At 67.9% G+C, this 12,932-nt stretch carries 15 protein-coding genes and 1 tRNA gene; 13 read left to right on the forward strand and 3 right to left on the reverse strand.

What is annotated here, in order from left to right; translation table 11 throughout:
- Positions 1-102: 102 nt before the first annotated feature.
- From OG413_RS23980 to OG413_RS24015, 8 genes are all read left to right on the forward strand, one after another.
- The gene (locus OG413_RS23980) at positions 103-1,149 is read left to right on the forward strand and encodes a rhamnogalacturonan acetylesterase (protein ID WP_266810332.1); all 1,047 of its coding nucleotides are present in this window, start codon (positions 103-105) and stop codon (positions 1,147-1,149) included.
- 492 nt (positions 1,150-1,641) lie between these two features.
- Positions 1,642-1,851, forward strand: a complete 210-nt coding sequence (locus OG413_RS23985; RefSeq protein ID WP_266808646.1) for a hypothetical protein — start codon at positions 1,642-1,644, stop codon at positions 1,849-1,851.
- Positions 1,835-2,347 (forward strand): DUF6879 family protein, encoded by a 513-nt coding sequence (locus tag OG413_RS23990; protein ID WP_266808648.1) that lies wholly within the window; start codon positions 1,835-1,837, stop codon positions 2,345-2,347. The genes OG413_RS23985 and OG413_RS23990 overlap by 17 nt, the downstream gene beginning before the upstream one ends.
- Complete coding sequence (locus OG413_RS23995; RefSeq protein ID WP_266808650.1) at positions 2,344-3,177, forward strand: helix-turn-helix transcriptional regulator; 834 nt, start codon at positions 2,344-2,346, stop codon at positions 3,175-3,177. Before OG413_RS23990 ends, OG413_RS23995 begins: the two co-directional genes overlap by 4 nt.
- 492 nt (positions 3,178-3,669) lie before the next feature.
- A complete protein-coding gene (locus OG413_RS24000) occupies positions 3,670-3,807 on the forward strand; it encodes a hypothetical protein (protein ID WP_169435287.1) in 138 nt (45 codons plus the stop codon).
- A gap of 14 nt (positions 3,808-3,821) precedes the next feature.
- Complete coding sequence (locus OG413_RS24005; RefSeq protein WP_266808652.1) at positions 3,822-5,009, forward strand: cupin domain-containing protein; 1,188 nt, start codon at positions 3,822-3,824, stop codon at positions 5,007-5,009.
- A gap of 29 nt (positions 5,010-5,038) precedes the next feature.
- On the forward strand, positions 5,039-5,911 hold the full coding sequence (locus OG413_RS24010; RefSeq protein ID WP_266808654.1) for an aldo/keto reductase: 873 nt from the start codon (positions 5,039-5,041) through the stop codon (positions 5,909-5,911).
- Complete coding sequence (locus tag OG413_RS24015; protein WP_266808656.1) at positions 5,892-6,746, forward strand: hypothetical protein; 855 nt, start codon at positions 5,892-5,894, stop codon at positions 6,744-6,746. Before OG413_RS24010 ends, OG413_RS24015 begins: the two co-directional genes overlap by 20 nt.
- 21 nt (positions 6,747-6,767) lie before the next feature.
- On the opposite strand, the gene OG413_RS24020 is transcribed toward OG413_RS24015, so the two are convergent.
- The gene (locus OG413_RS24020; protein ID WP_266808658.1) at positions 6,768-7,604 is read right to left on the reverse strand and encodes a recombinase family protein; all 837 of its coding nucleotides are present in this window, start codon (positions 7,602-7,604) and stop codon (positions 6,768-6,770) included.
- A 38-nt stretch (positions 7,605-7,642) separates the two neighbouring features.
- On the opposite strand from OG413_RS24020, the gene OG413_RS24025 reads away from it, so the two are divergent.
- Positions 7,643-8,914, forward strand: coding sequence for a tyrosine-type recombinase/integrase (locus OG413_RS24025; protein ID WP_266808660.1), 1,272 nt, complete (start codon positions 7,643-7,645; stop codon positions 8,912-8,914).
- An 88-nt stretch (positions 8,915-9,002) separates the two neighbouring features.
- Here the strand turns inward: OG413_RS24025 and OG413_RS24030 are convergent.
- A tRNA-Leu gene (locus tag OG413_RS24030) sits at positions 9,003-9,090 on the reverse strand.
- 183 nt (positions 9,091-9,273) lie between these two features.
- Between OG413_RS24030 and OG413_RS24035 the strand changes: the two genes are divergently transcribed.
- The 3 genes from OG413_RS24035 to OG413_RS46940 all read left to right on the forward strand — a co-directional run bounded on the left by OG413_RS24035 (position 9,274) and on the right by OG413_RS46940 (position 11,902).
- The gene (locus tag OG413_RS24035; RefSeq protein ID WP_266808662.1) at positions 9,274-10,599 is read left to right on the forward strand and encodes a M20/M25/M40 family metallo-hydrolase; all 1,326 of its coding nucleotides are present in this window, start codon (positions 9,274-9,276) and stop codon (positions 10,597-10,599) included.
- A gap of 141 nt (positions 10,600-10,740) precedes the next feature.
- A complete protein-coding gene (locus OG413_RS24040; protein WP_073729137.1) occupies positions 10,741-10,974 on the forward strand; it encodes a chaplin in 234 nt (77 codons plus the stop codon).
- Between the two features lie 139 nt (positions 10,975-11,113).
- Positions 11,114-11,902: a chaplin gene (locus OG413_RS46940; RefSeq protein ID WP_323137890.1), complete on the forward strand. Its 789-nt coding sequence runs from the start codon at positions 11,114-11,116 to the stop codon at positions 11,900-11,902.
- A gap of 93 nt (positions 11,903-11,995) precedes the next feature.
- Here OG413_RS46940 and OG413_RS24055 read toward each other — a convergent pair whose 3' ends face one another.
- Complete coding sequence (locus tag OG413_RS24055) at positions 11,996-12,184, reverse strand: DUF5703 family protein (protein ID WP_266808665.1); 189 nt, start codon at positions 12,182-12,184, stop codon at positions 11,996-11,998.
- Between the two features lie 47 nt (positions 12,185-12,231).
- On the opposite strand from OG413_RS24055, the gene OG413_RS24060 reads away from it, so the two are divergent.
- Positions 12,232-12,891, forward strand: coding sequence for a hypothetical protein (locus OG413_RS24060; RefSeq protein ID WP_266808667.1), 660 nt, complete (start codon positions 12,232-12,234; stop codon positions 12,889-12,891).
- Positions 12,892-12,932 lie beyond the last annotated feature (41 nt).

The raw sequence follows: 12,932 nt of genomic DNA on the forward strand, positions 1-12,932 counted from the left end.
ATTTCGGCGAACAGGTCCCGGCCTGCCGCCGGAGGCCGTGGAGCACAGGGGCCGATCAAGGATTCGGTGATCCTGCTTCGAAGGAGCCCCGCCATGCCTGACCTGCGCCGCCCCGCCCAGGCACTGACGGCCGCCCTGTCCGCCCTGGCGGCCCTCGGCGCGCAGGCCGCCCCCGCGTACGCGGCATCTTCGCCCGGCGCCCCCGCCCACTGCACGGGCACGGCGCCCCTCGTCTGCCACTTCGACCTCGCCCCCGGCACCTACCGGGTCACCGCCCTCCTCGGCGGCGCCACCGAAGGCCGTACGCGGGTGAGCGCCGAAACGCGCCGGACCGTCCTCGCCGAGACGGTGACAGCCGCGGGCCGCCCCGAGTTCCGCAGCTTCACCGTCCAGGTCCGGGACCCCGAGGGCGAACCCACCGGCCGCCCCGGCGCCCGGGGCCTCGACCTCACGTTCTCGGGCGCCGCGCCCCTGCTCACGGGCCTGCGCATCGCCCCGGCCTCCCGTACCCCGCAGCTCCTGCTGATCGGCGACTCGACCGTCAGCGACCGGCCCGCGGCCCCCTACGCGGGGTGGGGCCAACAACTCCCGCATTACTTCCGTGCCGGGATTTCCGTGGCCAACTACGCGGACTCCGGAGAGAGTTCGCGGACCTACCTCGACCACCCGAGGCTCTTCCCGGCGGTGCGCACGCTGATCGGCCGGGGCGACACGGTCCTGATCCAGCTCGCGCACAACGACAGACGGACGACCGAGGACGACTACCGCGCCCACCTCACCACCATGATCGACGAGATCCGCGCCCGGGGCGGACGCCCGGTCCTGGTCACCCCGGTCGTCCGCCGCCGGTTCAACCCGGACGCCACCCTGAACCACGACACCGCACTCCTGGTCAACGACCTCGGCGTCGACCTGCCGGCCCGGATGAGGGACCTGTCCGCCACCCGCGACGTACCGCTCATCGACCTCACCACCCTGACCGAACGCCGGGTCGAGGACCTGGGCCCCGCCGCCTCCAAGGCGCTCTACCTCACCGAGGAGAAGCGGGACAACACGCACACCTCACTACGCGGCGCGACGGAATACGCCACCCTGGTCCGCGACGCACTGCGCACCCAACGACTCGTCCCCGCCCACCTGTTCCGCTGACCGGACGCGGCCCGACCGGCCGGCCGACGCGCCCGGACACAGCGAAGCGGCCTTCACCGTGATCACGATGAAGGCCGCTCCGCTGTACTGCTCTGTGTCCGAGGGGGGACTTGAACTCTCCACTCGGGCACCAGCCCACAACCGATCTGACCTGGGGAAACGCCCGCTGACAGGCTTCATTTCGGCGGGCGCTTCTCCTGTTCTTTCCTGCTGTTTCAGGCCCTCTCGGGCCCCTGTTGGTCACGCGTTGGTCATGTGACCAACCCTCCTCCGAGGCGTCCGTCCCTGGTCAGGCTTCCCGGACGGCGCCACGGGGCTACGCCCAGTCTGCACCGTCGCGTACGTGACCGCGTACCGGGGTGGGCTGGCGCGGTCGGGGACCTGTTTATGCAAGGACACGCATAGTCGCGTTCACGCATAGACGCGTAGCGCCACCCCCTCTACTGTCGTTGGCCAGGCGGCCCAAACGGGGCCAGAGCAAGGGGGTTTGGCATGGCCGAACGTTCGGCACTCACCCGGCTCACGGGCAACGGCAACGGCGAGTGCGGAGAGAAGGACTGTCCGAACGTGTACCGCACGGCTACCGGATCGCTCGTGGTGCAGGGCGACGTGTCCGCCGCCTTCACCCCGCCTGCTGGGGAAGGGCTCGTGGAAATCCCGGAGGCGGTTCTCAGGGAGGCGTTCCGTGCACTTGGATGGTGACGCGTGGAATGACTGCTTCGATTCCATGGAGCGGGAGGCGTGGCGGCTGGAGACGCTGCCCGTCTACACCATGCCCCAGGAAGCGGAGAAGTTGAAGCGCTTTCTCGCCGGGGAGAAGTCGCCGGATGATTACACCTCGGCGTGGATGGACGAGGTCCGGCAATGGGCCTCGGAAGGAAAGAGCGTTGGCCGGGTGCATGTCGTGACGCGCCCGCTTTCGGATTACCTGCGGTTCGAGTTCGAGTATTACTACCGGCATCACGTCAAGGCGGGCGAGGATATCCGTATCCTCGATCTCACCGACCGTGAGAATCCCGGACTGCCGGATCAGGACTTTTGGATGTTCGATGAGTCCAAGGTAGTTCTGATGAATTACCGGGCGGACGGAACACAGATCAATCGGGAACTGTACGAAGGTGACCCGGAGCCGTACCGACAGTTGAAGCGGATCGCCGTGGCCGAGTCGGTTCCATTCCTGGAGTACGTGAGCGGGTGACGTTCGACCCTGAACAGTTGGGGCAGCCAAAACAGGAACTGGCAGCCCTGCTGAAAGAACTGCGCAAGCGAGCCGGCCTCACTGGGGACCGGCTCGCTCGGCGTTGCAACATGTCCCAATCGAAGATCAGCCGGATCGAGAATGGGAAAATCCTGCCGAGCCTGCTCGACCTGGAGAGAATCCTCCGGGCTGTCGTTGCTCCGCCCGAGGTCATCGAAGAGGTGATTGCTCTCGCTAGACTGGCTAACACCGAGTGGCAAGACCTTCGCTCGCTTCGCCGGAGAGGGCTGGAAAAGAAGCAGACCGAGCTTGCCGCGTTGGAATCCTCGTGTACGGAGTTCCGGTTCTTTCTGCTGTCCATGATTACTGGCCTGCTGTCCACCCCTGAGTACATCCGGGCCAGCCTCGCCCATTCTCCGGCCGACATCACCAAGACGGTAGCGAGGAAGCTGGAGCGGCAGGAAGTCCTTTACGATACGACGAAGCGGTTCACCTTCATCCTCACCGAGCAGGCTGTCAGGTGGCCACTCCTGCCCCCGGCTGCAATGGCGATGCAGATTGACCGGCTGGCCTCGCTCACTCACTTGTCGAATGTGAAGCTCGGGGTGATCCCGATTGCGGGATACAAGCCTATGGCTCCGATGGATACCTTCACCGTCTATGACAACAGGCTGGCCACCGTGGAGAACACGACCGGTGTCGTGATCCTGAGAGACCCGAGAGACATCGAAATGCATCTGGACTTGTTCTCCACGTTGGAGGGCTATGCACTTTTCGATGAGGAAGCAAGGGCTCTTTTGATGTCATGGTCTACTGCCTGCCGTTCATGATCTTTAGTCCATGACGGGAAAGAACTACACAGCCGCCGCTTTCTGGGCCAATGATTTCCTCCATGGCAGCGACCGAGCGAAACGAGAAGCGAGACCGCGACGGCGTGGGCCGGTTGCTCGACTACCGGCAGACGTTCGGCCCTGACGGTGAGGTGCGCTTGTGACCGGGCGTATGACTCTGCGGGTCTCACACGACGGCGGCCGAACGTACGGCCCGGTGCGTGAGGTGCAAGTGGAGCCGCGCAATGCGGTGATCCTCGGTTCGCCGACCAAGTACCCGCCGTGCGGGTGCCCTCGGTGCACGGGCCGCAGCTCGTTGTCCACCAATGCTCTCCGGCCCGTGGCGGTGGAGCCGAAGACGACGTGATGCGTGGCTTGCCGACTGGGCGTTGCGCCACTTCGGCCGGTACGCGGGGCCGCGCTCGCCGCTGTCCCCCTTTGCTTCCTGCCGGATTCCCGGTGGGAGTTCCCCGAGAAGAGAGAGGTAGTCCGATGGTGGAAGAGAACACCGGTTCGGTGGCCCCCGAGGGGGGTGGCCTGCTCGTCGCGAAACGGAAGATCGTGGCCGCGCGCACCCGCGCTGAGCAGGAGTCTGACGTCAGCAGTGGCCGTTCCGACGGCAACGACTGACGGGAGCGCCCACGTTGCTTGATGCAGCCTCGTGGGCGGGGCGTCTGGGCGGGGACACGTTCCTCGCCCAGACGTACCACCGCTCCTACGCGCACTTCCCCGGGGCCGCCGACACGGCGGGCCTGTTCTCCTGGGACGACCTGAACCGGATCATCGCCACGCAACGGCTGGAACCGCCCCGGCTGCGCCTGTCGGTCGACGGCGAGATGGTCCCGCTGCACCGCTATGCGATCCCCACCACGAACCGCCGCGCGGTCACCTGGTCCCGCATCCAGCCGTCCGACTTCCACGCCCAGCTCAGGGACGGGGCGTCGCTGGTCCTCGACGCGGTGGAGAAGAGCCACCCCGCTGTGGGGGTGGCTGCGGAGGGGCTTGAGCGCTTCCTCGGGACTTCCGTGCAGGCCAACGTGTACGCCTCGTGGACCGAGCGGGAGGGCTTCGGCCGGCACTGGGATGACCATGATGTCGTCGTGGTCCAGTTGCACGGCTCGAAGCGGTGGCGCCTGTGGGGGACGACCCGTGAGGCGCCCACCTTTCGGGACGTGGAGTCGCCGGAGGAGCCGGAGGGCGACCCGGTGGCTGACCTCGTTCTGTCCCCGGGTGACGTGCTCTACCTGCCGCGCGGTTGGTGGCACGCGGTCACCGCTGACCAGGGGACAGAATCCCTTCACCTCACGTTCGGCATGGTCCCGCACACGGGCGCTGACCTGATGCTCTGGGTCGTGGATCAGCTTCGGGCGTCCCTCGCGCTGCGCAGGGACATTCCGCGCTTCGGCTCGTCAGCGGAACAGTCGGACTTCATCGACGCCGTACGCCGTGAGGTGGCCGACATGATGGCGGATCCCCGCCTCGTGGAGCGGTGGGCGGAGTCGATCGACACGACCGACCAGGGCCACGCGATTCCTTCCCTGCCGTACGTGGACGGGCTCCCCGCGCGGAGGGAGATCACCGTCAAGCTCACGACTCCGAGGGGCCGCCTGACGCCGAACCGCGCAGAGGGCACGGTCACCTTCTCGGCGGCCGGTACGGCGTGGGACTTCGCCGAGTCCGCAGCACCCGCGCTCGGCACGCTGCTCACCAACCAGCCGACCACGCTCGGCGAACTCGCCGACTCCGCCGGACTGGAGGTCAAGGACGTGGCCGAACTGGTCTCCGCCCTCGTCGAAGGCCATGCCGTCGCAGTCGTGGGGACCGCGCTGTGACCGCCGCTCTCTCCCTGGGGACATACCGCGTGCGTGCCGTCAGTCAGGCAGCACGCACCGCCCTGGCTGCCGGTAGCCCCTGGGTGGACACGGCACCGAACTACGCCCATGGCCGGGCTCATGAGGAGTTGCGCCCGGTTCTCGGGGAGTACCCGACCGTACGGGTAGCCACGAAGGCGGGGTTCTTCACAGCGGAGCAGGGCCGCACCGCCCTCGCTGAGGGTGTGCTGACCCGGGATGAGACGGCCGGTAGGCACAGCCTTGAACGGGGCTTCGTTCGCTGGCAGACGGAGCACTCGTTGGCCGCGCTCGGCCGCGTGGACCTGGTGTTCGTGCATAACCCCGAGCACCACGGGCACGGCCTTGACCGTGCCGCTCTGCACTGGCGTGTGAGGGAAGCCTTCACCGCGCTGGAGGAGTTCGCCCACGCGGGCAGGATCGGCGGGTACGGCGTCGCCACATGGTCGGGCTTGCGCTCCGGAGCGTTCAGTGTTCCCGAGATGCTCGCGCTCGCCCGGCAGGCGGCCGGTTCCGCCGAGTATCACTTCACGGGCTTGCAGATGCCCGTGAGCCTGGTCATGGATGACCCGATCACACAGTCCCTGAACGGCGGTGGGCCGCTCGTGCAGGCGAAGGACGCCGGGCTGATCACGTTCGGCTCCACTCCCCTGCACGGTGGCGAACTCCTCGATGCCATGACACCCGAACTGGTGAACCTCATCCGCCCCGGCCTGTCGCCCGCAGCCGCTGCCCTGCTGGCTGCTGGCTCGTGCCCTGGCCTCGATGTTGTCCTCACTTCCGCGAGCACCCGCGAACACTGGGACGATGCGGCAAAGGCTCTGGCTGCCCCGCTGACAGCCCAGGAACTGAGGAGGGTGACCGATGAACTCGCCGCTGAATAAGGACGTGCAGGCCCTGATGGAGGCCGCCCACGACCGGGCGGCCAAGGCGCTGGGCCTCGCCTGCACGGGTCCGCTGGCGTGGGGGTTCCTCGGCGTCACCCTCGGACGCCAAGCAGGGGACTGGTGGCTACGGGTGAGCCGGACGGCGAAGCGCAACGCGGGCAGGAAGCAGGGGGAGGGTGTCCTCGGGGCCTCCCTGCTCGTGCCCGACGCTGTCCCGCGCCCGCGCCTGTACGAGGTGCACGACTGGATTGACGGGGAGTGGGCTTTCGAGGCGGAAGTCCTTGACTACGTCACGCAACCCATCGTGTCCCCGGACCGAGCCGACATCGACCACGACCCCGGCTTGCCTGACGAGTGGTGGTCGGACCTTCGCCAAGCCCTTGCCTTGCTCGCTGAAGCGGAGGGGGTGAAGGTCACCGTCCGGGGCGGCTGGATCGAACGGGCCTTCCCCCAGTTCCTCGGCGTCCCGGCCCCCGCGAAGGTGGAGCGGGTGACCGGTCACGGTGACCTGCACTGGGGCAACCTCACCGCCGCACCCCTGTGCCTGCTGGACTGGGAGCGATGGGGACGGGTGCCCTTCGGCTACGACGCGGGACTCCTCCACGCCAACAGCCTGCTTGTTCCCGACGTAGCCGCCCGCATCCGCAAGGAGTTCGCGCCGGTCCTCGACACCCCCGCCGGCCGAATTGGGGAACTGGCAGCCCTGGCCGAGATGCTGCAAGCCGTAGCCCGTGGCTGGTACCCCGACCTTGCACCCCACCTCGTGGCCCGTGCAGAGGCGCTCACCGGAGTGCGCCCGCCCGTCCCGGTGCACTCCGAGGTGAGCGCCTGACTGCGCCCCTGTGCGCCTGTCTCAGGCGCTCTCACCGATGTGCCGGTACAAGGTGGCTCGGGAGATTCCCAGAGCCTTGGCGATGGCGGTGACGCTTTCTCCCTTGGCGTGCCTGGCACGGGCTACGGCTAGCCTGTCGTCGTCCACAACGGTGGGGCGTCCCCCGTGGTTGCCCTTGCGGGCCGCAGCATCAAGACCTTCCAACGTCTTCTCCCGGATGCCCTCTCGCTCGACTTCCGCGCTGACAGCGAGTACGGCGAAGACGATGGCTCCCGCCCCGTTCGGGTCGTACACGCCCGTGAGGGGGCCGGAGAGGAGTTCCAGTTGGATGCCGTCCGCTTGGAGGGTGGCGGACAGGGACATCAGCTCTGCCGCGTTGCGGGCAAGCCGCTTCATCTCGACCACGGTCAGGATGACGGCTTGTCCGGGTGCGGCCTGCCTGATCTCCCGCGCCAGGGTGAGAGCTTTCTCCAGCTCCGGCCGCTCCTTCACGCGGGTACTGATCTTCTCGGAGAACACGCGAGTGCACTGCGCCCCGTTAAGAGCGTCCAACTGGGACTGGAGTTCCTGCCCGACCGTGGAGCACCGGGCATAGCCGAGCCGGATCCCTGCGCCTGGCTTCCCTTCGGGTGCCTGTGCCAGGGGATCGCCCTGTGTCCACGGCTTGCCGGGGTTGCGGTCGGCCGGGGTCTTCACAGTGAGTTCCGCCTTCAAGGCGGGCACGAGGGCGAAGCGCCCCGTGTGGTAGCTGGCTGCCACCTTGCCCGCACCAGTACGGCAAGGGCTTCCGGCAGGGGCCTGGCACTTGGGGCAGTCGTGACGCTCGACCTGTTCGGCCGGGGTGATCTTCTTCGGCACGACCAGACCGTCTCATAAACGCGTGGGGAAGCAGCCGAGTGGCGAAGCGCGGCAACGGGCTCGGCGGGACTCCGGTGGAGATCCCGCGTACAGGCAGAGCGAACACCTGGGGTGTACGTACGCCCCTGCACTTCAACAAGGCGACAGGGAAGCGGGAGCGCTACTGGATAGGCCGGGAGTACAAGAACAAGACGGCGGCGGAGAGAGCACTCCGGGTCTGGATCACCGACTACGAGGCAGGCAAAGTCGCCGCCCGCTCGGACATGAAACTCGGTGACTGGCTGGACAAGTGGCTGAGCAACCACAGGAAGGAGGGAACGACCGTGGCCGGATACGAGACGAAGATCCGCCTGCACATCAAGCCGCACATCGGCGGCGTGAAGCTGTGCGAGGTCACCGATGACACCCTTGACGACCTGTACCGGCTGCTGGAAACGACCCCGTGCCCGACCAACAAGGGCAAGCCGCTCGGGGCCAAGTCGGTGCGCCACGTGCACAACATCCTGTCCGGCGCGTTGGGGGCGGCGGTGCCCAAGCTGATACCCGTCAACCCCGCCGCGACGGCTCACCCTCCCACCGCCCGGCAGATCCGGGCGCAGGAGTCGAGGTATCCGACGCTGGACGACGGTCAGACGACCCGGTTCCTGGGGACGGTGTGGGAGCCGTGTGGCAACCGGGCCTGTGACGGGGGCCTGACCCACCACTGTCTGCGGGACGCCCCGCTGTGGACCGTGTACGCCGCTACCGGCGTGCGCCGCAGTGAGGCGCTCGGCATGAAGTGGTCCCTCATCAACTGGGATGCGGGGTCCATCGAACTCGGTTGGGTCGTGGTCGAGGAGGGCAACACCTACCGCCTGCGCAAGCTCACCAAGGACGGCGACGACAACGCCGTCATCTACGTGGACCAGTCCGTGATGAACGTCCTGAAGTGGCAGCGGGAACGCCAGATCGCGGAGCGGGAACGGCTCGGCTCCGCGTGGGCGGACAGTGATCTCGTCTTCGCCCGTGACGGCTTCAAGCTGTACCGGGGTGAGGCGGGCGGACCGCAGGACCCCGAGAAGGTGTCGGCACGGTGGCGCACCCTACGCACCCGGCTCCACCTGCCCGAGGACTTCCGCATCCACGACTGGCGGCACAGCAAGGTCACGAACGATCTGGAGGCCGGGGAGAACCCCGTCGAGGTCTCCGCCAACGTCCGGCACCACTCGCCGGGCTACACCATGGCCCGGTACGGGCACTCACGTAAGGATGGAGCGCGGCGGCTGGCCGCTTCCGGAGCGGGCCGACTCGGCCTGTCATTCCTGGTCTGACCAGGAGATTCGCTCGGCTGTTGGTCACGTGGTTGGTCACGCCGCAGCCTGAGAAACAGAAAAACCCCACGTGAAGTGGGGTCTCTGCTGGTGTCCGAGGGGGGACTTGAACCCCCACGCCCGATAAAGGGCACTAGCACCTCAAGCTAGCGCGTCTGCCATTCCGCCACCCGGACCGGGTGTCTGTCTCGCGGGCCGTGCCCGTTCCGACGTGGAAAACCATAGCAAACAATCGGGGGTGCTCGATCACGCCCCGGTACGCGTGAACGGCGCATGACGAGGGGTGGGTGCCCTTGGGTGTGCGCGGTGGGCGCGGGAGGATGAGGGGGAGCACCACAGCGACAGTGGAAGGAAGCAGTGTGAGCGAGACCAACGTGGCCCGGACCGTATCCGGCGAGGACGAGGTCGTGGACCTCTGCCGTGAGCTGATCCGGATCGACACCAGCAACTACGGAGACCACTCGGGCCCCGGTGAGCGGCTCGCTGCCGAGTACGTCGCGGAGAAGCTCGCCGAGGTCGGGCTCGAACCGAAGATCTTCGAGTCGCACAAGGGCCGTGCCTCCACCGTGGCCCGTATCGAGGGCGAGGACCCGTCCAGGCCCGCGCTGCTCATCCACGGGCACACCGACGTCGTCCCGGCCAACGCGGCCGACTGGACGCACGACCCGTTCTCCGGGGAGATCGCGGACGGCTGTGTGTGGGGCCGGGGCGCGGTCGACATGAAGGACATGGACGCCATGACCCTCGCGGTCGTCCGTGACCGTATGCGCAGCGGCCGTAAGCCCCCGCGCGACATCGTGCTTGCCTTCGTCGCGGACGAGGAGGCGGGCGGCACCTACGGCGCCCGTTACCTGGTGGACAACCACCCCGGGCTGTTCGAGGGCGTCAACGAGGCGATCAGCGAGGTCGGCGGGTTCTCCTTCACCGTCAACGAGAAGCTGCGGCTCTACCTGGTGGAGACGGCCCAGAAGGGCATGCACTGGATGAAGCTGACCGTGGACGGCACCGCCGGGCACGGCTCGATGATCCACAAGGACAACGCCATCACCGAGCTGTCCGAGGCCGTCGGGCGCCTGGGCCGGCACAAGTTCCCGGTGCGGGTGACCAAGACCCTGCGGCACTTCCTCGATGAGCTCTCGGACGCTCTGGGCACCGAGCTCGACCCCGAGAACATGGACGAGACGCTCGCCAAGCTGGGCGGTATCTCCAAGCTCATCGGCGCCTCGCTGCAGAACACCGCGAACCCGACCCAGCTCGGTGCGGGCTACAAGGTCAACGTCATTCCGGGACAGGCGACCGCTCATGTCGACGGCCGGTTCCTGCCGGGGTACGAGGAGGAGTTCCTGGCCGACCTGGACCGGATCCTCGGCCCCAAGGTGAGGCGCGAGGACGTGCACTCGGACAAGGCGCTGGAAACCACCTTCGACGGTGCCCTCGTCGACGCGATGCAGACGGCGCTGGTCGCCGAGGACCCGATCGCGCGGGCCGTGCCGTACATGCTCTCGGCCGGTACCGACGCCAAGTCCTTCGACGACCTGGGCATCCGGGGCTTCGGCTTCGCTCCGCTGAAGCTGCCGCCGGAGCTCGACTTCGCCGGCATGTTCCATGGCGTGGACGAGCGGGTGCCGGTCGACGGTCTGCAGTTCGGCGTGCGCGTGCTCGACCGGTTCATCGACAATTGCTGAAGCCCGAGGCGTAAATCGACCGCCTGTGCGTATGTGACCGGAAAGAGTGAATCGGCTCATTCGCTCGTAGCCCCGCTAAACCCTCCTCGTTACAAGTGATGCGGTCCGCGGCTGGGACCGCATTTCCAACTAGGAGGAATAATGATCAAGAAGGTCGTCGCAGTTGCGGCTGCTACCGGTGGTCTCGTGCTCGCGGGTGCGGGTATGGCCGCCGCCGACGCGGGTGCCCAGGGTGCCGCCATCGGCAGCCCCGGCGTGCTCTCGGGCAACGTCATCCAGGTTCCCGTCCACGTGCCGATCAACCTGTGCGGCAACACGGTCAACGTGATCGGGCTGCTGAACCCCTCCTTCGGCAACACCTGCGTCAACGCGTGACGTTGTGCGTCAACCCGTAAGGGTTTGAGCCAGGCCGGTCCCGGAGTGCGTTCCATGCACTCCGGGACCGGTCGGCATTCGGCCCTCGCGCGGTCGTGTCCGGGGGTATTTCGGAAGGCAGAAGGCAGGAAACGAACCTATGCGACAGGTCACTCGTAAAGGCCTGATCACCATGGCGGCGGCGGGCGGAGTGCTCGCGCTCAGCGGTGGCTACGCGCACGCCGACGCCGGGGCGGCCGGGGGTGCGTCGAATTCTCCGGGGGTGCTGTCCGGGAATTCGGTCCAGATCCCGATCGAGGTACCGATCAACGCGTGCGGGAACTCCGTGGACGTCGTCGGACTGCTCAACCCGACGTTCGGCAACCACTGCGAGAACGGATCGTCGGGGAGCGCGTCGGGTCCCGGCGCTGCCGGCAGCGGCAGCTCCGGCAACCACGCGGCCGCGGGCAGTACCACCGCGCAGGCTCCGGGCGGTGACGCCGGGAAGGCCGGGAACAGCGGGGCCGGGTCCGGGACCGGCAGGCATCGTGCCCCCGGTGCCTCGGCCGAGGGCACGGCGCAGGGGTCGCCCGGGATCCTCTCCGGCAACAACGTCGCGGCGCCGATCGACATCCCGGTGAACGCCTGCGGCAACAGCATCACCATCGGCGGGCTGCTCAACCCCACCTTCGGCAACAGCTGCGCCAACGACCCCGTGGTCAGCCCGCCGCACGAGGTGCCGGAGGTGCCGGTCACGCCCGGTACGCCCGTCACTCCGCCGGTCAACAGCCCGCCCGAGCCCAACGTTCCAGTGGCCCAGCTCCACCCCGGCGAGCAGCTCGCACAGACCGGTGGAGGCGGGCTCGACCTGCTGATCCCGGCGGGCGCGGGTCTGCTCCTCGCCGGTGCGGGAACCGTTCTGTACCGCCGCTCCCGCAGCGCCGCATAGCGGCTTCGCGCCTGTCGCGAACCACGCTGTGAGAGGAGCGGGCCCCGCGGCTGCGGGGCCCGCTCCGATGTCATCCGGCGGCGCGTTCCGCGGTCACCAGGTGGCCCGGAGCTGGCGGATGATCCGTCTGCGCAACCGCACTCTGCGGCTGCCGTCGAGGCGCAGCGTCAGGCGGTCCAACTCCCAGTGCCCGTACTCGGCGTGGTCGGTCAGCAGTCGGGCCGCGTCCTTGCGGGATACCCCGCGCGGCACGTACACGTCGACAAATTCGTATTCCGGCATCGCATCTATTGTGCGGGCACGGCCCCGGTACGGATAGCGTCTGCACTATGTCTGATGCTGCGCAGCCCACCGCTGCCGAGGTACGTGCCGCCGCCGAAGCGGTCAAAGCCGCGCTCGACCGTCACCTCGATGCGGTCGAACGCCGTACCGGGGACGACGACCCCACCGTCTATGACGCGTTCAACGCACTGGCCGCTGCGGCCGAGGTCTACGACGAACTGCTCTACGACCGCTACGACGAGGTCACGCCCTTCGAGATTCCCGGCGCGGACGACTCCCTGCCGCCCTATGCCGGTCCCGGGGAGCCCAGCGCGCTGAGCGTGCTGATCCGGCGCGACTACACGGTCGTGGAACCCCCGCGGCTGCTCGCCCAGGCACAGCGCCTCGCCGACCTCGAATCGGACGACCGGGGCGTCGGGAGCGGCCCCATGGTCGGCACCAGCGTCCATGCCGCGCTCGGGGTGCTGTTCGGAGAGTACGAACCGGACGAGATCGCTTCCCGGCACACCGAGTTCGGCCTGGAGGAGGGGGACTCCACCCTCTGGGTCGCGGCCGGTGACGTGCCCCCCGAGCCCGGTGAGTGGCTGGGCGCACCGTTCGAGCACGCCGATCCCCAGCTCGTGGTCTGCCGCTTCGACGTCAGCTCCGTCTTCGACGAGGAGGAGCTGGACGAGAACCTGGACGACCTGACGGCGGGCAGATCCTGACCTCCTGGTGAGACCCGGCGATCCGTGGCCCCGGCGTACCG

It is taken from the genome of Streptomyces sp. NBC_01433 (assembly GCF_026340105.1).
Taxonomy (GTDB): domain Bacteria; phylum Actinomycetota; class Actinomycetes; order Streptomycetales; family Streptomycetaceae; genus Streptomyces.

Coding starts and splice junctions, on each gene's coding strand:
- OG413_RS23985 (WP_266808646.1), top strand. CDS start 1,642: ATGGCCGAACGTTCGGCACTCACCCGGCTCACGGGCAACGGCAACGGC.
- OG413_RS24000 (WP_169435287.1), top strand. CDS start 3,670: ATGGTGGAAGAGAACACCGGTTCGGTGGCCCCCGAGGGGGGTGGCCTG.
- OG413_RS24015 (WP_266808656.1), top strand. CDS start 5,892: ATGAACTCGCCGCTGAATAAGGACGTGCAGGCCCTGATGGAGGCCGCC.
- OG413_RS24040 (WP_073729137.1), top strand. CDS start 10,741: ATGATCAAGAAGGTCGTCGCAGTTGCGGCTGCTACCGGTGGTCTCGTG.
- OG413_RS46940 (WP_323137890.1), top strand. CDS start 11,114: ATGCGACAGGTCACTCGTAAAGGCCTGATCACCATGGCGGCGGCGGGC.
- OG413_RS24055 (WP_266808665.1), bottom strand. CDS start 12,184: ATGCCGGAATACGAATTTGTCGACGTGTACGTGCCGCGCGGGGTATCC.
- OG413_RS24060 (WP_266808667.1), top strand. CDS start 12,232: ATGTCTGATGCTGCGCAGCCCACCGCTGCCGAGGTACGTGCCGCCGCC.